At 63.2% G+C, this 21,217-nt stretch carries 17 protein-coding genes; 12 read left to right on the forward strand and 5 right to left on the reverse strand.

Features of this window, described 5'->3' with window-relative positions:
- Positions 1-3 precede the first annotated feature (3 nt).
- Complete coding sequence (locus NP945_RS03090) at positions 4-5,703, forward strand: MBG domain-containing protein (RefSeq protein ID WP_256745540.1); 5,700 nt, start codon at positions 4-6, stop codon at positions 5,701-5,703.
- Positions 5,704-5,786: 83 nt separating this feature from the next.
- Here NP945_RS03090 and NP945_RS03095 read toward each other — a convergent pair whose 3' ends face one another.
- A complete protein-coding gene (locus tag NP945_RS03095; protein ID WP_256745541.1) occupies positions 5,787-6,161 on the reverse strand; it encodes a hypothetical protein in 375 nt (124 codons plus the stop codon).
- Positions 6,162-6,390: 229 nt separating this feature from the next.
- Complete coding sequence (locus NP945_RS03100) at positions 6,391-7,149, reverse strand: SDR family NAD(P)-dependent oxidoreductase (protein ID WP_127270039.1); 759 nt, start codon at positions 7,147-7,149, stop codon at positions 6,391-6,393.
- 155 nt (positions 7,150-7,304) lie between these two features.
- Between NP945_RS03100 and NP945_RS03105 the strand changes: the two genes are divergently transcribed.
- The 9 genes from NP945_RS03105 (at position 7,305) to NP945_RS03145 (ending at position 16,511) form a co-directional block, all read left to right on the forward strand.
- Entirely contained in the window at positions 7,305-8,714 is a 1,410-nt protein-coding gene (locus NP945_RS03105; RefSeq protein ID WP_127272457.1) for an aldehyde dehydrogenase family protein, read from the forward strand.
- Between the two features lie 16 nt (positions 8,715-8,730).
- The gene (locus tag NP945_RS03110) at positions 8,731-9,534 is read left to right on the forward strand and encodes an N-formylglutamate amidohydrolase (RefSeq protein ID WP_256745542.1); all 804 of its coding nucleotides are present in this window, start codon (positions 8,731-8,733) and stop codon (positions 9,532-9,534) included.
- 71 nt (positions 9,535-9,605) lie between these two features.
- Positions 9,606-10,190 carry a helix-turn-helix domain-containing protein gene (locus NP945_RS03115; protein ID WP_256745543.1) on the forward strand — a complete coding sequence of 195 codons (585 nt, stop codon included), beginning with the start codon at positions 9,606-9,608 and terminating at the stop codon, positions 10,188-10,190.
- 158 nt (positions 10,191-10,348) lie between these two features.
- Positions 10,349-11,074, forward strand: coding sequence for an ABC transporter ATP-binding protein (locus NP945_RS03120; RefSeq protein WP_256745544.1), 726 nt, complete (start codon positions 10,349-10,351; stop codon positions 11,072-11,074).
- A 42-nt stretch (positions 11,075-11,116) separates the two neighbouring features.
- Positions 11,117-12,271, forward strand: coding sequence for an ABC transporter substrate-binding protein (locus NP945_RS03125; protein WP_256745545.1), 1,155 nt, complete (start codon positions 11,117-11,119; stop codon positions 12,269-12,271).
- A gap of 48 nt (positions 12,272-12,319) precedes the next feature.
- Positions 12,320-13,024, forward strand: a complete 705-nt coding sequence (locus NP945_RS03130) for an ABC transporter ATP-binding protein (RefSeq protein WP_256745546.1) — start codon at positions 12,320-12,322, stop codon at positions 13,022-13,024.
- A gap of 8 nt (positions 13,025-13,032) precedes the next feature.
- Entirely contained in the window at positions 13,033-13,932 is a 900-nt protein-coding gene (locus NP945_RS03135) for a branched-chain amino acid ABC transporter permease (RefSeq protein WP_256745547.1), read from the forward strand.
- 1 nt (position 13,933) lies between these two features.
- A complete protein-coding gene (locus NP945_RS03140) occupies positions 13,934-15,019 on the forward strand; it encodes a branched-chain amino acid ABC transporter permease (protein ID WP_256745548.1) in 1,086 nt (361 codons plus the stop codon).
- Positions 15,020-15,116: 97 nt separating this feature from the next.
- Positions 15,117-16,511, forward strand: a complete 1,395-nt coding sequence (locus NP945_RS03145; protein ID WP_256745549.1) for a glutamine synthetase family protein — start codon at positions 15,117-15,119, stop codon at positions 16,509-16,511.
- Positions 16,512-16,556: 45 nt separating this feature from the next.
- On the opposite strand, the gene NP945_RS03150 is transcribed toward NP945_RS03145, so the two are convergent.
- The 3 genes from NP945_RS03150 to NP945_RS03160 form a co-directional block, all read right to left on the reverse strand.
- Positions 16,557-16,892: a hypothetical protein gene (locus NP945_RS03150; RefSeq protein WP_256745550.1), complete on the reverse strand. Its 336-nt coding sequence runs from the start codon at positions 16,890-16,892 to the stop codon at positions 16,557-16,559.
- A gap of 62 nt (positions 16,893-16,954) precedes the next feature.
- Positions 16,955-17,803: an endonuclease/exonuclease/phosphatase family protein gene (locus tag NP945_RS03155; RefSeq protein ID WP_127320291.1), complete on the reverse strand. Its 849-nt coding sequence runs from the start codon at positions 17,801-17,803 to the stop codon at positions 16,955-16,957.
- Positions 17,804-17,913: 110 nt separating this feature from the next.
- On the reverse strand, positions 17,914-19,377 hold the full coding sequence (locus tag NP945_RS03160) for a phosphatidylserine/phosphatidylglycerophosphate/cardiolipin synthase family protein (RefSeq protein WP_127380723.1): 1,464 nt from the start codon (positions 19,375-19,377) through the stop codon (positions 17,914-17,916).
- Positions 19,378-19,682: 305 nt separating this feature from the next.
- Here NP945_RS03160 and NP945_RS03165 point away from each other — a divergent pair, with 305 nt between their 5' ends.
- A complete protein-coding gene (locus NP945_RS03165) occupies positions 19,683-19,886 on the forward strand; it encodes a hypothetical protein (protein ID WP_256745551.1) in 204 nt (67 codons plus the stop codon).
- A 656-nt stretch (positions 19,887-20,542) separates the two neighbouring features.
- On the forward strand, positions 20,543-21,064 hold the full coding sequence (locus tag NP945_RS03170; RefSeq protein ID WP_256745552.1) for an AraC family transcriptional regulator: 522 nt from the start codon (positions 20,543-20,545) through the stop codon (positions 21,062-21,064).
- The last annotated feature ends 153 nt before the right edge of the window (positions 21,065-21,217 follow it).

The raw sequence follows: 21,217 nt of genomic DNA on the forward strand, positions 1-21,217 counted from the left end.
GACATGACCGCGCAGCGCCAAACCCTCTCACGGCGGCACCTTAACCGCACCGGCGCGCCGTTGATGGCGCTGCTTTTGACGTCGACGGCACTTGTCGGCTTCACGTCGGCGCGAGCACAGGAACTGCCGACAGGCGGCAGCGTCGCGTCCGGCGGTGTTACCATCGCCAATCCATCGTCGTCGCAACTGACCATCAGGCAGTCGACCAGTTCGGCGATCGTCAACTGGCAGAGTTTTTCCATCGGCGCCGGCGCGACAGTCAACATCGACCAGCCATCATCCTCGGCAACGATGCTGAACCGCGTCACCGGTGGCACTAAATCGACCATATCGGGCCAGCTCAACGCCAATGGCCAGGTGTTCCTGGTCAATCCCAACGGCATTGCCATCTCCAAGACCGGCAAGGTCAGTGCCGCCGGCTTCGTCGGCTCCTCGCTGGGCATCAGCGACGAGGATTTTGAGGCCGGAAAGCTGGAGTTCGAAGGCAATGGAGTTTCCGCTGCCGTCTCCAACCAGGGTGCGATCAGCATCGGGCGTGGCGGCTATGCCGCATTGATCGGTGGCAGCGTCGACAATGCCGGCTCGATCACCGTGCCGCTCGGCAAGGTCGGGCTCGGCTCGGGCGAGAAGGCGGCGCTCGATCTGTCCGGCGACGGCTTCTTGCAGGTCTCCGTGCCGACCAGGGCTGATGGCAGCAATGCGCTGGTCAGCAATTCCGGACGTATCAGTGCCGATGGCGGACTGGTCGAACTCAAGGCGGCGGCGGTGCGCAATGCAGCACGCCAGGCCGTCAACATGTCTGGCGTCATCGAGGCACGCAGTGTGTCAGGTCAATCCGGCGCCATCGTGCTTGGTGGTGATGAAGGCTCGGTCGAAATCACCGGCACGCTCGACGCTTCGGCCAAGGCCGGCGGCAAGGGCGGCAAGGTCACGGTCACCGGCCGCAAGCTGAAGCTCAAGGCCGCCAAGGTCGATGCCTCGGGCAAGGATGGCGGCGGCAGCGTCAGGATCGGCGGTGACAAGCAGGGCAAGGGCACCTTGCAACGCGCGATCACAATCGAGATCGATGCGAAGACGACAATCAGCGCCGATGCGACCGGCACCGGCGATGGCGGCACGGTCATCGTCTGGTCCGACGAGCAGACAAAGTTCGCGGGCAAGATTTCCGCACGTGGTGGCGATGACGGCGGCAATGGCGGCTTCGCGGAAGTGTCCGGCAAGCAGCGCCTCGACTTCACCGGTGAGGTCGATCTGCGCGCCCGCTTCGGCGATACCGGCGACCTTCTGCTCGACCCCTACAACGTCACCATCTCCAACGCTGCCGGCAACACCGGCGGCAGCATGTCCGCCAACACCGATGACAGCGTCATCAACGTCACCACGCTGCAGAACCTTCTCGCAACCGCAAACGTCACCATCTCGACCGGCAGCGGCGGTTCGCAGGCTGGCGACATCACCATTGCCGCGCCGATCAGCTGGAACACCAACACGCTGACGCTCAGCGCCTTTCATTCCATCGTCTTCAATGCGAACGCCACGATCGGCGGCGTCGGCGGCCTGTCGCTGGTCTCCGACAATGGCGGCACCGGGGGCACGATCTCCTATGCCTTGGGTGCATCGGCGACCTTCACCGGCACGCCGGGAGCGCAGGCGCTGTCGATCGACGGCCAGAGCTACACGCTGATCTACGATGTCAACGGCCTGCAGGCGATCAACAGCGGGCTCACCGGCAGCTATGCGCTGGCCAAGAATATCGATGCCAGCACCACGTCCAGCTGGAACAGCGGTCTCGGCTTCATATCACTGGGCACCGACGGCAACAGCAACATCCAGAACGGCGGCAATGGCTTCACCGGCTCGTTCGACGGGCTCGGCCATATCATCAACCAGATCTGGGTGCGGCAGATTCCTGCCAACTATGTCGGGCTGTTCGGCTATGTCGGCAGCACCGGCGTGGTGCGCAATGTCGGTCTGGTCGACGCCTATATCAGTGGTTCGTACAACACCGGCGCAATTGCCGGCTTTAGCAAGGGTACGATATCGGGGGTCTGGGCAAGCGGCTATCTCGAAGGTGTCGCTGCCGTCGGCGGTCTCGTCGGACGCAATGAGGGCACGATCACCGGTTCGTTTTCGACGAACGCGGTGCGAGGACACGATGGCAGCCAGATCGGAGGCATTGCCGGTTTCAACAGCAGCACGATCAGCCAGGTCCATGCCAGTGGTTCGGTTGTCGGTGGCGACAATATCGGCGGCCTGGTCGGGTTCAATGTCGGCGCCATCAGCGACGGCTATTCCACAGGCGCCGTGCTTGGACTTCTGGGCGCTACCGGCGTTGGCGGCAGCGTCGGCTTTTCCTGGGGCACGGTCACCAATGTCTATTTCGACACCACCACGTCAGGAACGACGACGGGCGTTGCCGGCCAAGGCGCTGCAGGCGTCACCAGCACCGGCCTGACCACGGCACAGCTGCAGGGCGGCGGCGCCACCAGCTTGAGCTCCGCTTTCGTCGGCGGAACCGGCGGTCTCTACCCGTATCTGAACAGTTTCTATCCAAACGGCATCCAGGCGATCTCCGGCATCGCCTACAAGGATGGCGGCATCACACCGCTTTCGTCGGCCACGCGACAGCCCTACTATGCAAAAAATCCCGGTTGGGTCACCGGCGTCTCGAACGGTGTCGACATCGGCACGGTGACCACGGGCGTCAACGGTTACTACTATATCGCCGTGCCGACCGGCTGGATATCGGACAGCGTGCTGGCCTACACCGTTCGCGATTCGCATCCGGACGACAGTTCCGGGGCTCAGAACGGCGTGACATTTCGCACCGGGCTTGCGGGCGGGAATGTCTCCAACCTGAACGTCTATGGCAACTGGCGTCTCGACGAGGCGGACAGTTCGATCACGTCTCTTTCGGCGCTGCAGGACGCCGCTGCAGCGACTGTCGGATCGACCTATGTCGGCAGCCTGTCCTTCGCCAACTGGCAGATCGAAACGGCGGCCACCACCTTCGCGATCGACCAGGCGGTGTCGATCGGCGCCGGCACGCTAGCGCTGTCGTCGAACGGCACGGTCACGCAGACGCACGGGCTGGCGGCGGCATCGCTGCTGCTCGGCGGCGCCGGCGACTTCAACTTGAACAATGGCGGCAACCAGATCGGCACGATCGCGGCCAATGCGGGATACATCAGTCTGTTCGACCTGGGTGGCCTTGTCGTCGGCGGCGTCATCAATGCGCGCGGCGTGGTCACGGCTGGTGCCCCCACGACCGGCCAGGTCAAGCTTCAGACGACGGGCGACCTGACGATGGCGGCCGGCGCCAAGGTCAGCGGCATCGATCCGGTGCTGTCAGCCATGGGCAGGTTCGTCAACAACCGCGGCAGCGACGCTGTCACCGCAACCAGTGGCCGCTGGCTGATCTATGCGGCAAACCCGACCGGAAACACATTCGGCAATCTCGACAGCGGCAACACGGCGGTCTGGAATACGGCGGCCGGCGCCACGGTGAGCGCGACCGGCAACCGCTACGTCTTTAACTATCAGCCGACGCTGACCTTCAAGTCCGAAAATGCGGCTAAGACTTATGGCGACACCGCCATGCCGGCACTGACCTATACGGTGTCGGGCTATCAGGCGGGCGTCACCAATGCCTATCTCGGCGACGCTGCCGCCAACACATTTAGCGGCGCGCCGTCGCTCTCCACCGCCACGCTGTCAGGCAACGAGCAAGTCGGCAGCGGGCCCTATGCGATCAGCATCAGCACCGGCAACGTCGCTGCCTCGAACGGCTACGCCCTTGCCTTCAACAGCGCCGGCCTGCTCTCCATCGCCAAACGTGCGGTGACGGTGATAGCGACATCAGGGCAGGGCAAAACCTATGGCGATGTCGATCCGTCATCCTACGCCTACAGCGTTTCGAGCCTGGGCACCGGCTTGGGGTTGGTCGGCACACTCGGCCGTGATGTCGGCGAGAATGCCGACATGTACGCCATCGGCCAGGGCACGCTGACCAACGGCAACAATTCAAACTATGACATCACCTATGTCGGCGCCGATTTCACCATCGGCAAAAGGGCGGTGACAGTCACCGCCAGCGCCGGCCAGGGCAAGACGTATGGCGATGGCGCCCCATCGTCCTATGGCTATACCGTTTCAAATCTCGGCAGCGGCGCATCGCTGCTTGGCGCACTCGATCGCGTGACCGGCGAGAATGCCGGCACCTATGCCATCGGCCAAGGCACTCTCGGCGTGTCGAACGCCAATTACGCCATCACTTATGTCGGCGCCAACTTCACCATCGACAAACGGGCGGTGACCGTTACTACCAATGCGGGCCTGGGCAAGACCTACGGCAAGGCCGATCCATTGTCCTATGGCTACACCGTCTCCGATCTCGGCACCGGCGTCGCCCTTGTCGGCGCTCTCGGCCGGTCAGCCGGCGAGGGCGTCGGAACCTATGCGATCGGCCGCGGCAGCCTCACCGATGCCGCCAATGCGAATTACGACATCAGCTATGTCGGCGCCGGGTTCAGCATCGGCAAACGCGCCGTCACGGTCACGGCGGATAGCGGCTTGAGCAAGACCTATGGTGACAGCGATCCGCTGTCCTACGGCTACACTGTCTCGGATCTGGGCACTGGAACGGCACTTGTCGGCGCACTGGATCGTGCTGCCGGTGAGAATGCCGGCAGCCATGCGATTGGCCGCGGCACGCTCACTGATGCCGCCAACGGCAATTACGACATCAACTATGTCGGCGCGAACTTCAGCATCGGCAAGCGGGCGATCACCGTCACGGCCAATGCCGGTCAAGGCAAGATCTACGGCGACAGCAATCCCTCGTCATTCGGCTACAGCGTTTCGGATCTTGGTAGCGGAGCGCTGCTGGTCGGTGCTCTCGACCGCGCGGCCGGCGAGACTGTCGGCAATTATGCGATCGGCCAGGGCACGCTGACCAACGCTGAGAATAGCAATTACGACATCAGCTATGTCGGTGCCGGCTTCAGTATTGGCAAGCGTGCAGTAACGGTGACGGCGAATGCCGGCCAGGGCAAATCCTATGGCGATGCCGACCCGTCATCCCTAGGCTATACCGTCTCCGATCTCGGTAGTGGCGCGGCGTTGGTCGGTGCTCTCGATCGCGCCGCTGGTGAGACTGTCGGCGGCTATGCAATGGGGCAAGGCGGCATCACCAACGCCGCGAACTCAAACTATGACATCAGCTATGTCGGCGCGGACTTCAGCATCGGCAAGCGGGCCATCACCGTGGTTGCGGATGCGCAGAGCCGGCCGCAAGGGACGGCCAATCCGCCACTCACCTACACGGTCGGCGGCTTGGGGCTGGTCAACGGCGACATGTTCGCGGGCGGCCTTTCGACCGAAGCCAGCACTGCAAGCATGCCCGGCATTTACGCCATCGAGCAAGGCAGCCTGACCATCTCGGCCAATTACGAGTTGACCTATGTCGGCGCCGACCTGGTGGTGCAGTCTGCCAACGCGGTGCCGCCAACCGAGGCTGCCAGCATCGTCGCCCACAATGCCGACACGCATGGCGGCGGTCAGCCGGCTCCTATCTTCTTTACCGGCCAGCCCTCCGATGGCGAGACGCAGACGCTGGTCGAGGATCCGCGCCTGAACGGTCCCGCCCTCTGCCAGGGCATCGGAGACATCGCGTCCGTCTGCGCTGTCGCGTCGGTTCAGTAGGCGTTTGCCCTCCCTATCTCGTATCGGAAAAGCCGGAGCCCCGACAATCGCCGGAGGCGCCGTGCGATCATTGTCGGCCTGCGTCAGCCGTTTGGATAGTAGCCGCCATCGGCGCCGTCGCCAATGTAGAAGCCGCCGCCTGAATCGTCTTGCAGTCGCTGATCCAAGTTCTCAATCTGGCTGAGCAAACCTTGGTATGCGCCGCGGTCAGTGGCCGAGCGATGGATGCTGTCGGCCCTCATCATCAGATCGTGCTCCTGCTCAGGGGTGATCGCCTTGGCTTCCCTTGCCTCGACGATCCCTTGCTTGACGCCCTGCAACTGGTCCAGGACGGCTCTAGCCTCGACAGACATGCGCTGCGGTTCGACCCTGTGGCGGTGTACCGCGTAAGCACTCGATAGCGGCACGGCCGCCAGTAGCGATGCGATTGCTATGATCCTTGGTGTGACATTGCGCATGGTCGCGCCTCCCTTCAACGGGAAAGCGGTGTGGATATCGCTTTCCGGACACGGGCAATCTCCTCCGTCGCGTCGCGGTGATCCTGTCATCGCCGGCGGTTCGTGGCCCGCAATATCCATATAGAGGCGTTCCAATCCCTGGGATGGCAAGGAACCGAAAGTTGACAGATTGTGATCGCGGAGAGACCCGGCATGTCGTGCTGCCACAGCCCGGCAGCGGGCGTGCTGGCTACATGCGCATCAGCAGGCCGCCATCGACGGCAAGTTCGATGCCGGTGATGTAGCTCGCCGCGTCGGAGAGCAGGAACAGGGCCGCGTTGGCCATGTCCTGCGGCGTGCCGATGCGGCCGAGCGGCGCGTAACTCGCCACGGCCGAACGCTTCTCCTCGGTGTCCCAGCGCGCCTGCAGCGGGGTCAGCGCCATGCCGGGACAGATGGCGTTGGAGCGGATGCGTTCGCCGGCCAACTGCATGGCCAGCGATTTGGACAGCGCGCAGACGCCGGCCTTGGATGCCTGGTAGGCGTCCTGCGGGTTGGCGTCGCCGCGATACCACTGGATGGTCGAGAAATGCACCATGGCGCCGCCGCGTCCGCCCGCGCGCATGTGGGGTACGACCGAGCGCGCCGTGTGTACGAAGGATTTCAAATTGATGTTGAACACCTCGTCCCAGACGTCGAGATCCATCTCGAGGGCCGATTTGTCGCGGCCGAACCACAGCACGCCGGCGACATTGGCGAGATAGTCGATGCCACCGCGCTCGCGGCCCGCCGTGCCGATCGTCTGTTCGACAAAGGCGGCGTCGGTGAGATCGCCCTGCGCGAAGGCGAGCCTGTCGTCATAGGCGGCGAGGGACGCAGGACGCTGCTTGACGTCGATGGCAGTGACAGAGGCACCGGCATCGAGCAGCGCCAGCGTGATCGCCTCGCCCATGCCGCCGCCTGCGCCGGCCACGACCGCATGCCTGCCGGTGAAATCATAAGCGATCATCTGAACCCCTCGTCTGTTCCTGCCAAAATGCAGATCGAAGGGACAATAGGGGCGGACCAAAATTCCATCAAGCGGTATTAGAAAAAATTTGCCAAAATGGAAAATAGCGATATCGTACCCCAAATGACCTCTCAGCTCGGATGGATTTCAACAGCATGAACCTGCATTCCGGCGCGCGGACCTTTTCCGTGATTTCTCCCGTCGACGGCTCGACCTATACGACGCGCTCTTATGCCGACGGTTCCACCATCGAGGCAGCGCTCACCCGCGCGCGTGCCGCCCTGCCGTCCTGGCGGCGGACGCCGCTGGCCGACAGACTGGCGATCCTGCTGCGCTTCGGTGAGGAGATGAAGGCGCGGGCAACGCCGCTGGCCGAGATGGTGGCCTGGCAGATCGGCCGGCCGCTATGGCAGGCCGACGAGACGCCTCGCCTGGCGCTGGTCGGACAATTGCTTGCCGACATCGCACCGGAAACCCTGGCCAATGTGCCGTATCCTTCGGATGACAACATCCGCCGCTATGCCAAGCCGGTGGCGGGCGGCCTGCATCTGTCAATCTGCGCCTGGAACTATCCCACCGCCATGCTCGGCTATCTCGTGACGTCGCCGCTCGCGGCCGGCAATGTGGTGATCTTCAAGCATTCGCCGCAGACGCCGCTGATTGCCGAACTGGCGGAAGAGGCCTTCCGTGCCGCCGGCGGCCCCGAGGGCGTCTTCCAGAGCTTGCATCTCGACCATGCCGATGCCGAGAAGCTGATTGCGTCCGGCGCCTTCAACGCGGTGAATTTCATCGGTTCGGTCAATGGCGGCCGGAGCGTCCATGCCGCCGCCGCCGGCACCTTCACACAGGTGCATCTCGAACTCGGCGGCAAGGATCCGACCTATATCCGCGCCGATGCCGATCTCGAAGCCACGATCCCGCAGATCGCCGAGGGCACCTATTCCAATGCCGGCCAGTCCTGCTGTTCGGTCGAGCGCATCTATGTCGACCAGGCGATCCATGACCGCTTCGTCGAAGCGCTGGTTGCCGAAACGGCGAAATGGACCATCGGCCATCCCATCGGCGAAAAGCCGATGGTCGGCCCGGTGGTGCGGGCGAGTGCCGCCGACACGATCCGCGATCTCGCCGAACAGGCGGTCCGGGCAGGAGCCCGGCGCCTGATGCCGCGAGACGGAACGCTCAAGGCCTCTGGTCTTGGCGCCGCCTATGTCGCGCCGGAAGTGCTGGTGGGTGTCGATCACAGCATGCGGATCATGCGCGACGAACTGTTCGGGCCGGTGGCCTGCATCCAGTCCGTCGGCAGCGATGACGAGGCGATCGGCCTGATGAACGACAGCGATTTCGGCCTCAGCGCCTCGATCTGGACCACAGATATCGAGCGCGGCGTGGCGCTGCTCGACGAGGTCGAGGCCGGTACCGTCTATCTCAATCGCTGCGACCACGCCGACCTGCATCTGCCCTGGGGCGGCATCAAGAATTCCGGCCTCGGCCGCACCAATGGCCGCGCCGGCCTGGCGGAGGCGACAGCGGCCAAGGCCTATCATGTCCGCTCCGTCATCGGCTGATCCGGAGGACGGCCCGGTGAGCGCCGCGAGCCTTGCAGAGCTTGATGAGAGAGCAGTCGCCGCGCTGGCCGCCGCCAGTGTCGAGCGGCTGCGGATCGAGGCGGCGAGCCCCTATCTGCTGATCGCCGAACATGCGGGCAATCTGGTGCCCGCGCCATGGCATGACCTTGGCCTCGCAGCACCCTATCTCGGCACGCATTTCGCCGTCGACATCGGCATCGATGCCTTGACGCGCCGGCTGTCGCAGACATTGCGGGCGCCGGCCGTGGTCGCGCATTATTCGCGGCTGTTCCTCGACTACAACCGGCCTGCCGGCGAATGGGACTTCATGCGCCCGGATCTCGGCGGCATTCCGGTGCCTGGCAATCTCGCGCCCGATGCAGTCGATGTCAGGCTGCGCAAGATGATCGCCTCGGCGCCGGTCGAACAGGCTGTTATCGACGCCGCGGCTGGCCGGCAGGCGCTGATCTCGGTGCATTCCTTCACCCCGGTGATGGGCGGCGTCAGGCGCAATGTCGACATCGGCGTCCTGTGGCGGGAGCAGTCCCCCTTCGTCACCTCGGTGTTGAAAACGCTCGGCGCGCGGGGCGCCGAGGCCGGGTTGAGGATCGGCGACAACGAGCCGTATGACTGGCGTCAGGCAGTTGGCTACACGCTGAATCGGCACGGGTTGGAGCAGGGCAGGCCTTGCCTTTATCTCGAAGTCCGCAACAACCTGCTTTCCGATCCGGAAACATTCGAGCTCGTCAGCCGCACGCTTGAGACCGTATTTGCCACCGTTGCGATGTCGCTATGGCCGAAACCAGCCGTAGCCGTCTAAAGGCTGGACGCCCCCGAGGCGCGCCGCTAGAGCTTGTCGAATTGGAAACACGACAGCCAAGGGCGCGGGTGATGCAGGGCAATGTGGGTAGCAAGATCCGCGATGCGCGCAAGGAGCGGAACATCACGCTGCGCGATCTCAGCGAACGCTCCGGCCTTTCGGTTTCGCAATTGTCGAAACTGGAGAACGGTAAAGCCCGGCTGACGGTCGACGTCGCACTGATGATCGCCGGCGTGCTGCATGTGCCGGTGGCCTCCTTCCTGTTCAGCCCGAAGCCGGGCATGCAGGCGCGGCGCTCGATCACGCGCGCCGGTAGCGGCATCCTGCACCAGGGCAACGCAATGGAATTCGAGGTCCTGTGCAGCGATTTTCGCGACAAGACCAACATTTTCTGGCGTGTCACGCTGCGCGCGAAGAGTTTTGAGGAGAACGGTGGCTGGCGCAGCCATTCGGGCGAGGAGTTCATCCACGTGCTGAGCGGCAGCCTGGAACTGCACACGATCCATTATGATCCAACCGTGCTGCAGCCGGGCGACAGCATCCTGTTCGATGGCGAAATGCAGCACGCCTATATCGCGCTGGGCCAAGAGCCGGTGATCATGCTGATGTCGAACACAGTGCCGCGCGACGGGCTGCCGGCCGGCGCCGGGGTCTGATCCCGGCCTGACTGGAATCCGGGCCCGAAAGTTTGGGGCCTCTCAAGAATATTTTCTAAAATGGAAAAAAATACTTGTTATGGAAAAGTCGGGGGTCTAGCATCCTGTTGACCGGCCGACAGGAGAAATAGCCATCGGCCGGATGGGAGATGGAACCGATGCTGTCGGTTGAGGCAGTCAGCAAGACCTTTGGCGGCGTGCAGGCGTTGCGCAGTGCCTCGCTGGCCTGCGAGGCCGGCGAAATCCTCGGCCTGATCGGCCCCAATGGTGCCGGGAAATCCACTCTGGTCAACGCCATCTCCGGCGTGCTCAAGCCGGACACCGGCAGTGTCAGACTGGCGGGCAAGGAGATCGCCGGCCACGGTCCTGAACATTGCGCACGGGCCGGCGTCGCGCGTACGTTCCAGACCATCCGCCTGTTCAAGGATTTGACCGTCCGGCAGAATGTCGAGGTCGCCCATATCACCTGCCAGGCGGTTCGGCCGGAAGTGGCGGCACGCATCGGCGTCGATCAACTGCTTGCGCAATATCAGCTGGATGGCTTCGCCGACGTTCCGGCCGGCACGCTGTCCTATGGCAGCCAGCGTCGGCTCGAAATCGCCCGCGCGCTGGCGTTGGGCCCATCGTTGCTGCTGCTCGACGAGCCGGCGGCCGGCCTCAACGAAGGCGAGTCCGAGACATTGGCGGTAGCGATCGAGGGCATTCGCAGGGATGTCGGCTGCGCGACCATCGTCATCGATCACGATTTGCGATTCATTAACCGGCTTTGCGACCGGCTCTGCGTCATGGATCAGGGCCAGGTGATCGCGTCCGGGCAAACCGAAGCGGTGTGGCGCGATCCGCGCGTCATCGAGGTTTATGTCGGGCAGTCCGAGACATCGTGACGGCGCCCTAAGCGCCAACAACAAGGGAGAAGGAGGGGTCAAATGGACAAGATGATTTTGGGGGCCGCGGTCGTGACGGCGGGGCTTTTGCAGGTGACGCATGCCGGTGCCGCCGATCTGAAGATCGGGCTCGCGGTGGCGATGACCGGCACCTACGCACCCTACAGCGAGGCCGAAGGGGCGCGCTGCATGGCCGACAAATTGAACAAGGCCGCAGGCGCCGGCGATCCCAAGGTCGAGCTGATGATCGAGGACAACCGCTCCGATCCGCAGCTTTCGGTGTCGCTCGGCCAGAAATTCCTCGATGCCGGCGCCCAGGTCATCACCGGCGTGCCGTTCCCGGATGCGCTGATCCCGACAGCGCAGATCGCCGCGCCCTATGGTGCCACTGTATTCTCGGCGCCGAACACGCAGCTTGAGATGCAGCAGGCCGGCCTCGACAATTTCATTGCCGGCGCGGTGCCGGATCCGATCAATGCGGCAGCGACCGCCAATGCGCTCTACGGCAAGGGCGCGCGTACCGTGGCGCTGATGGTCTCGCCCGATGCAGGCTCTTATTCCGAAAAGCTGCCGGAATGGTTCGGCGAGGTGTTCGAGCATCTCGGCGGCAAGGTCGTCTCCAAGCTCAACTATTCCTGGGGCACATCAGACTGGTCGCCGCAGATCGCTAGCATCAAGGCGTTGCCGCAGAAGCCGGACGCCATCCACATCTGCGGCGTGCTGCCCGATGTCGGCATTTTCATCCGCCAGCTGCGCGCCAATGGCTATGACGGTTGGGTGGCCGGCTGCGATGCCTTCGACGACAAGTCGCTGGAAGGCACCGTGGGTGATCCGGCATCGCTGGAGAAGGTGATGTTCGCCACCCATGGCGCGACCGGCGTCGACAGCCCGATCGACAAGTTCCTGGCCCAGTGCAAGGCCGACGGCTACAAGATCAACGGCATCTTCGACGCGCTTGGCGCCGACATGGTGCAGATCAGCTACGAGGCGGCGAAGAAGTCCGGCACGGTCGAGCCCGCCGCCTTGCGCGAGGCGATCCGCGCGCCGGGCGGCTATCCCGGCACCACGGCGCCGGTCATATCCTTCGCCGAGAAGAAGGGTTATCCGGTCAAGGCCGTGCCGGTGATGGGGTTTGCGAACGGCAAGCGGGTGCTGATCACCGACACGCCGCCGACCTTCGTTCCGGCGCTGAACTGACGGGCAGCGAGCGATGACGGATCGAGACTTCGCAGTGCAGACCTCGTCGTGCTGAGCGTCGACAATCTGGTCGTCCGCTACGGCGCGGTGAGCGCGGTGCGCGACCTCAGCCTGAAGGTCGGGCGGGGCGAACTCGTCGCCCTGCTCGGCCCCAACGGCGCCGGCAAGAGTTCGACCATCAACGCGCTGACCGGCCTGGTCACGCCGGTTTCCGGCCGCATCGTTCTCGACGGCCAGGACATTTCGCGTGTCCGCACCGAGGACCGCATTCGCGCCGGCCTGACCTCCACCCCCGAAGGCCGGCACATCTTCGCCAATCTGACGGTCGGCGAGAACCTTCGGCTTGGCGCGGCGATACGGCGCGATCCCAAGGGCGTGCGCCAGGACATCGAGCGCTTCCTGGCCTTGTTTCCGGTGCTTTCCGAACGCTACGGGCAGGCGGCCGGCACACTATCGGGTGGCGAGCAGCAGATGTTGGCCATCGCCAGGTCGCTGATGTCGCGGCCGAAGCTGCTGTTGCTCGACGAGCCGTCGCTGGGACTGGCGCCGAAGATCGTGGTGCAGATCTTCGATTTCATCGGCGAGCTGAAGGCGGAAGGGCTGACGCTGCTGGTGGTCGAGCAGAACGCCAGGCAGGCATTGCGCTTCGCCGACCGCGTCTATGTCGTCAGTGCTGGAACGCTTCGCCACAGCGGGCCGCCATCCAGCCTTGCCGACGAAAACGGCCTCTTCAACCTCTATATCGGCGGGTAGGCGGCGACATGGATTATGCCTTGCAGCAGCTTCTCAATGCGCTGGCCTTCGGCGCCGAATATTCGTTGGTGGCGCTCGGCCTTGCGGTGGTGTTCTCCATCATGGGCCTTGTCAATTTCGCGCATGGCGAGATCATCGGCGTCTCCGCCTACAGCGTGTTCCTGGCGGCCGCGCTCGGACTGACCTCGCCCATCGTTGCGGTGCTGCTTGCAGTCGCCGCAGCGGCACTGGCTGCCATCGCTTTCGAGCGGGTGGCGTTCCGGCCTGTGCGCTATGCACCGACGACGACCGGGCTGCTCACCGCCTTCGGCGTCTCGATCGTCGTGCAGAACCTGTTCATGCTGCTGATCTCACCCAAGCCGCAGTCGGTTTCGATCCTCAACGGGCTGAACCAGATGTGGTTCTTCGGCCCCTTCGCGGTGTCGTCGCTGCAGGTGATGGAGCTTATCGTCTCGGGTCTGACCATCCTCGCCTTGGTGCTCTTCCTCAACCGTTCGACGCTCGGCCTCGCCATCCGCGCGGCGTCGCGCGATTTCGCCACGGTGCGGCTGATGGGTATCAAGGCGAACCGGGTGATCGCCACGGCCTTCGCCATCTCGGGCGCACTGGCCGGCATCGCCGCCGTTTTCATCATCGCGCGGCGCGGCAGCGTCTCGCCCGATCTCGGCTTCAGCCTGGTGCTGAAGGCGTTCGTCGCCTGCGTGATCGGCGGCTTCGGCTCGCTGGCGGGCGCTGCGGCCGGCGGCATGCTGCTGGGCTTCATCGAGGTCGGCCTGCTGGTTGCGTTGCCGCAGGAGTATGGGGGCTTCAAGGACGCGCTCACCTACGGGATCATCGTCGCGCTGCTTGTCTACCGGCCAGAAGGCCTGCTCGGCCAGCGGGTCGAACTCGGCGACAAGGAGATTTGACGTGTCGCAGGCAATCGAAGAGACCGCATCTCCGCCGGCTGCTGTCGCACAATCCCGCGCTGCGCTGACGCGCTCGCTCATCGGTGGGCTGGTAACGTCGGTGCCGGTGCTGGTGGTCGGGCTGCTGATCCTGAATTTCGCACCGACCTACTACACCTATCTGGCGCTCGGCGCCTTCGTGAACCTGATCGTCGTCGTCGGCCTTCAGGTGTTCATGGGCAACAGCAACATCGCCAATCTCGGCCACAGTGCCTTTGTCGGCCTCGGCGCCTATGGCGTCGCCATCCTGTCGACGCCACTGGCCATGAAGAAACTGTCGATCCCCCATGCGCCGTTCGGCTTCGCCACGCTGCAACTCGATCCGGTGTCGTCGGCGCTCATCGCGCTCATCATGGTCGGCATCGTCGCCGCGGTCAGCGGCAAGGTGATCAGCCGCCTGTCGGGTGTCGCCGCGACCATCGTCAGCCTGGCGCTGCTGATCATCGTCCATTCGGTGTTTCTCAACTGGACCAATCTGTTCAAAGGCAACCAGGCCTTCTTCGGCATCCCGAAGGTGGTCGGCTTGCCCTGGATGATGGTGTTCTCGGTGGTGGTGATCGTGCTGGCGCGGCTGTTCAAGGACAGCCGCTGGGGCCTGCAGCTCCGCGCCAGCGCCCAGAGCCCGCAGGCCGCAGCAGCACTCGGTATCGACGCCCGACGCCTGCGGCTGATGTCGTGGGTGCTGTCGGCGCTGATCTGCGGCCTCGCCGGTGTGCTCTACGCCTATTTTGCCGGTACAATCAGTCCCAAACTTTTCTACTTCCAGATGATCTTCAACACGCTGGCGATGCTGATCCTGGGCGGCATGGCGACGGTGACCGGCGCGGTGACCGGCGTGATCGTGCTTTCGGTCGGGCTGGAATTCATCCGCAGCATCGAATCCGGCGTGACGATCGCCGGCCTCCAGCTGCCGCAGCTGCTCGGGCTGTCGGGTGTGGCGCTCGGCGTCGTCATCGTGCTTTGCATGGCCTTCCGGCCAAGCGGCATCAGCGGCCGTTATGAGCTCGACGAATTGTTGTCGCGATTTTTCAGGCGCAACGCGAAATAGCGTAGCGTCTGTCCGTTTCTTCTAACGCAATTCCGGACGGAAAACCGTTTCACACTTTTCCTGGAATTGCTCCGAGTTTTCCTGGTGGAGGTTTGAAGTGGAATTTGAGGACAAGGCCGCGGCCTACAAGCCCAGGCTCGAAGCGCTGCAGAGCAAGCTGGCGGCCGACGGCGTCGAATTCATCGAGATCCATACGGTCGACACATCAGGGGCGTTCCGCTCCAAGATCGCACCGCTGAAGCTCTCTACCTATGGCGAATCCATCAACGCCATCCTCTATTGCGTTACCCATGGCGACGGCCAACCGATGGGTGATGTTGCCTTCGCCTCGCCGAGCGCCAATGAGGAGAACGGCTTTCCAAATATCAAGGGGATCATCGATCCGGCGACGGTCGTCCAGCACGGCTGGAAGCCGAAATTCGCCTCCGCCATCACCAGCTCGTACATGCTCGACGGCGCGGTCTGTCCGTTCGATCCGCGCGGCGTGCTGGCCCGCGTCGAAGAACGCGCCAGGGCGCTCGGCTACGAGCCGATGATCGCGCTCGAATACGAGTTCGGCATCTTCCATGCCGACCACGATCTGATGCGCGCCGGGCGCTACCGCGAGCTGAAGCCCTGGGGCCATTCGCTGATCAACTATGATCTGGTGCGCAGCGGCGAATATCAGGATTTTGCCGCCGAATTCATCACCCGCATGAAGAGCATCGGCATCGGGGTGGCCTCGCTGGTCACCGAATATGGCTATGGCATGTATGAATATGCGCTGACGCCGAAATCGGCACTGCAGGCAGCCGACGACGCCATGCGTGCCAAGCTGCATCTGCGCGAGCTGTGCGCCGAGCGTGGCCTGGTCGCCACCTTCATGACGCGCTTCCAGCCGCCGGGCAAGGAAAGCGCCTGCGGCGCGCATCACCATGTCAGCCTGTGGCGCGACGGCAAGCCGGCCTTCGCCGCCGGCCCGAACCGGCTGACGCCGGTTGCGGAAAAGTTCCTTGCCGGCGTGCTCCACCGGATGCAGGAAACACATCTGTTGTTTCGGCCGACGGTCAATTCCTACCGCCGCTTCGATCGTGGCGCCTGGTCGCCGGAGGACGTCGCGTGGGGTTTCGAGAACCGCACAGCACCCGTCCGCGCCATCACCACGCCGAATGACGGCGCCTGCCGGCTGGAGCATCGCGCGCCGGGCGCCGACATCAATCCCTATCTGTCGATCGCCGCGATCCTGGCGGCTGGATGCGAGGGCATCGAGAAAGATCTGCCGCTCGAAGCGCCGGTGACGTCGAACCTGGCCAATCTCGACAAGCCGAAACTGCCGCGTACGCTCAATGCTTCGATCGAGGCCTTCGCCGCATCGGATTTCTGCGCCGATGCGTTTGGTGAGGCCTTTCGCGACAATTATGCCGAGAGCCGGCGAGCCGAGCAGGCGGCATTCGACGCCTGGCAGGCGTCGCACATCACCGACTTCGAGTGGCAGCGCTATTTCGTCAGCTGATGCAGAGCGAAACCGGCCTGCTTTCGTTGGCCGGTTTGTCTGGCATCAGCCGCAGACGCGGACCTCCTCGATCACCCTGTGGTGGTGGCGCCAGTGCCTGACCAGTTCGATGTGGCAGCGGTGATGCCGGTGGTGGCGGCGATATTCGCCGTACCGGTATCCGCCATTGTCATACTGAACATCCTGGTCGCCATCATACTGATTGTCGTAATAGCGATCGCGGTGGTGACGGCGAATAACGATCCCCCTATCGGAATCGTCATCCGGCAAATACCGGTCGTCATCGTCGGACTGGATGGTCACGCTTGCCGCTTGCATCGGCGCAGTGATTGCCGCTGTCGCGGCCAATGCCAACAGGCAAGCCAGAATCAGCTTTTTCATCTCGTCCTCCTGCGCGTTCGAGACATGTTAACTCGCGGAAGAACTGGGCGTTTCGCCTAATTTTACACACTTTGCGACGCGGAGGACATCAAGGCGTTATCGTCTACCCGCTCCAGGCGTACGAAGGCCGTCAGCGGCAGGTGGTCGGAGGCAACGCGCGAAAGCGGCGTGTCATGCGCGTTAATGGCGGCAATCATGCCGTGCCTGTTGGCCATGATCCGGTCGAGCGCCAGCAGTGGCAGGTTCGACGGGAAGGTGGGGACCGCCGGCGGCTGCGGGCCGAACGTTGCATGCAGCGTGTTGAGAGCGGAGCGGTTGCCAAGTCGCCATTCGTTGAGGTCGCCGAGCAGCAAGGTCGGTCTTTCGTCCGGGCTGTTCATCAGGTCGAGCACGACGCGCGCCTGCTGGGAGCGCGAGCGGCGCAGCAGGCCGAGATGGGCGGCGATGATGCGCAGCGTCTGGCTTCCGTCGAGGTCGATCTCCGCCACCACCGCGCCGCGCGGCTCCAGTCCCGGAAGCTTGATCTGGTGCACGTCGCGAACGACGCCCTTCTTGAACAGCAAGACGTTGCCATGCCAGCCATGGCCCTTGCCTGTGGCCGAAATCGGCACCGGAACCAGGCCGGTTTCCCGTTCGAGCCGGGGCAGGTCGAGAAGCCCATTACGGTCGCCAAAGCGATTGTCGGCTTCCTGCAGCGCGATGAGATCCGGATCGATTTCGCGGATGACGCGGATGGTCCGTTCCGGGTCGAATTTCCTGTCGACGCCGATGCATTTGTGGACATTGTAGGAGGCAACCAGCGTACCGGTGGTGGCTGTCGTCTTGAGTGCGGCGGCATTGGCTTTCTGCATCCGGCGGTCACGAAGGGACAGAAGCATGCTTGCCGGGAGGCTGCGTCCAATTCTGTGCATCTCTGTGCTGCTCGTCCTCGCTGGCATCAATTCAGAAGCCGGATACAGTGAAAATAGGCAATTTCCGCGTATGTTCCATGACGGACGAGTTCCTCAAGCGCACCTCCGCCTTAGAGATAGGGTGAACCGAGCCACAATACCCGGTCGAACAGCCTGATAAGAAACGGCCGGGCTCGCAAAGCTTCCAGCGTCACCGGCACGGCGGAGGCGATCGCCGACCCGATCCGCGCCTCGATCTCGCTGGCAAAGCCGGCATCGAGCACCTCCAAGTCGATCTCGAAATTCAGCCGCAGCGATCGGGCGTCTAGATTGGAAGAGCCGACATAGGCCCACACGCCGTCGATCGAAAGCAGCTTCGAATGGTCGAACGGTCCCTCGGTGCGCCAGACACGGCAATAGTGTTTGAGCACCTGATCGAACTGCGCCATCATCGCGCGGTCGACGAGGAAAAGATTGTTCACCGCCGGCACCACGATGTCGATTTCGACCCCGCGCCTGCCGGCGGTGATCAGCGCGCTGATCAGTTCCCGATCCGGCAGGAAATAGGGCGACATCACGCGTATAGACTTGCGGGCGACCGAGAATGCACCGATCAGCAGCTTGTGGTTGGTCTCGTTGCTGGCATCCGGGCCGGAAGCGACCGCCCGCACCATCATCGGTGCGCCTGGCGACGGCGCCAGCGGGGCGATGCGCCAGGCGTCGCCTTTCAGCGCCTCGTTGGTGGCGAAGCGCCAGTCCTCGGCGGCGACCGAAAAGAGGTCGGCGACGATCGGACCGGTCACCCGGAAATGCGTGTCCCTGGCGCTGTTGGAGCCGGCGAATTCGGCGGAGAAGCCTTTTCGGATGTTCATGCCCCCGGTGAAGGCGGCGATGCCGTCGACCACCAGGATCTTCCGGTGGGTCCTCAGATTGGCGTAGGGCAGGCGCAGGCCCATGACGATGTTGCCGTTGAAGACATCGGCGGGGATGTTGGCCTCGCGCAAATGCCCCAGGATGCTCGGCACCGAGTAGCGGGCGCCGACGGCATCGATCAGCACGCGGACGGTGACGCCGCGGTGGACGGCGCCGGCAAGCGCCTGGACGAAGAGCAGGCCGACGGCGTCATTGTCGAAAATATAGGTCTCGAGCAGGACGCTGCGCTCGGCACCATCGATGGCCGCGCACATGGCGGCATAGGCCTCGTCGCCGGTCTCCAGCACATCGATTGCATTTCCAGGATTGAGCGCGCGCCGCGCCACCCTGTCGCCCAATGTCCGCAAGCCCGTGAACCGTTGCCCGTAGCGCTCGACGATCAGGGCCTCTTCGACAGCGACGTCGCGCTCGTGCTTGGCGGACACCGCGCCATCGGCAAACGGGCGCTGGGCGGTGATCGTGGCGCGGCGAATGCGGTTGATGCCGGCGACGGCATAGATCAGCACGCCGAGGATCGGGGACAGCACCATCACGCCGACCCAGCCGGTGGCGGCGCGGACATCTTCCTTGGTCATGACGGCATGGACGATGCCGACCGTCGCCATCACCACGGAGATGATCGCCAGAATTTGCGGCCAGTGAGTCGCCAGGGTCGCCAACATGCCGAGACTATCCAGCGAGCGGTTGCAGAAGGCAATGCAGCCGCTCGTGCCGTGCATTCGGTGGATGGTGGCATGCGGCCCTGGCTGAAGAGTTCGACCGGCCGCAGAGATCGATGGGTTGAAGCACCCCGATAGATCCTGTTCAGAAGGACAAACCTGACCCAGGGGAAGCATAAAGCCTGGCATCGTCCCGTTCTTCCCAGGCCCACCGAAGCTTCTTATGCTTTGGTACCACCTCTATTGTATATCAGGAGGAATGAATTTATTTATATAAACACTTTGATTGATGGCGAGGGGGGCGCTGAATGATGAAATTCAACTTCGATGGACCTCCCGGCGATGACGCAGCTGCCGACGCGTCGGCGGAATGCCAACGCCAATTGCTGCCTCTCGTCCGTGAGATCGTTCAGGCAGCGGTCGCTGCCGGGTGGAGCGAGGAGGACGTTCTTCTGGGGTTTGTGGAACTTACATGGGATTTGTACGAGAATCGTCGCGACGATCTGCAATGACCGGCAGCCGATCGGGTAGCTCTGCATTGCCTTGAAGGGCTGCTGAATTGGTCGAATTACCCAGACCTGAAGCAGGGCTCCGAACTCAGGCCAACCAGAGGCCTCGCGGCAGCGGGCTCGGTGTTGGCAGCTTTTGCGCTGGCAGCTTTCACGATAGGAATTTTTTCTTGACTCGGTGACCTCAGCTAAGGTATAAATTCGTGCATGGTGCTGATTTGCGCCAGTGACCCGCCGAACAGGCGGGTTTTTCGTTTGATGCTCCGTCAGCCTATGCGCCGGCGAAGGTTCCGAAATGGTCCAGTCCTTGCCTTGTTGACTGGTCCGTCTTCTTATCCCGAACAAAATTTTTTCTTTGCGTACGGATGTTATTCACACTCCGCGCCATGTGCGTTACGTTGGATCCGGGTCGGGCTAAGGGGGATTTCAGGCGGCGGACAAGCGGCTGAGGCCAGGCAATGAAAAATACGGACGATGCTCGGGAAAGCGGCGTTTCCCGGGGCGTCAATCGAGAACGGACAGCTCGATTTGTCCTGGACATAATTCCTGAAAGCGCCGGGCCCAGGAGGGCCACCGCGCGGGGGAGTGTCATATCCTCCGTCCGCGATCCCGTCTCGCAGACATTCATCGTTCGCCGTCCGGCCGGAACGATCCGATGAATGGCGATGCCGGTCGGCTTCGATCAGTCACGAATTGTTTTTCGGGGGAACGAGGAGGAAAGCCTCCGGTTGAACCTCATCTGGGACGTGTCAGGAGGCCGAAAAATGCCGGGTGATGATGGTTTCCCCGGACCGGCTTCCGGAACCAATCTGCGACAGCCGACGCTCAACGCGAAAGGCGGACTTTCGGTCCGCAGCATACGCCGCGTGCAGGAATTTCTGGACAAGAACTTTACGCGCAAGCTGGCGCTTGCCGAGATGGCCGCAGTTTGCGAGCTCTCGCCGTACCACTTCATGCGGGCTTTCTCGAGGACGTTCGGGGTGCCGCCGCACCAGTATGTCCTCGAGCTGCGGCTGGATTTGGCTGAAAGACTGCTTGCCGACAGCCGCATGACGATCGCCGACATCGCGCATTCCTGCGGATTTTCAAGCCAGAGCCATTTTACCACCGTGATGAAGAAATACCGCCAGGTGACGCCGCTGCAGCTGCGGGTGGGCAAGCTTAACGCCAAGGTTAGATGAGGCGGCGCTTAGGTCGTTGCTTTATTTCTTGATTTTAAAGCATTGGCTAAGGTAACAAGCCGTTAACCTCTGCAGGTTTGCTCCGATCTTTTCTCACAAGGCAGCAATTTCGTGAAATACCGCGGGCAGGAATCATGTCTTTCTGCGGTGGAG

The sequence above is a fragment of the Mesorhizobium sp. LMG17149 genome, from assembly GCF_024518695.1.
GTDB lineage: Bacteria > Pseudomonadota > Alphaproteobacteria > Rhizobiales > Rhizobiaceae > Mesorhizobium.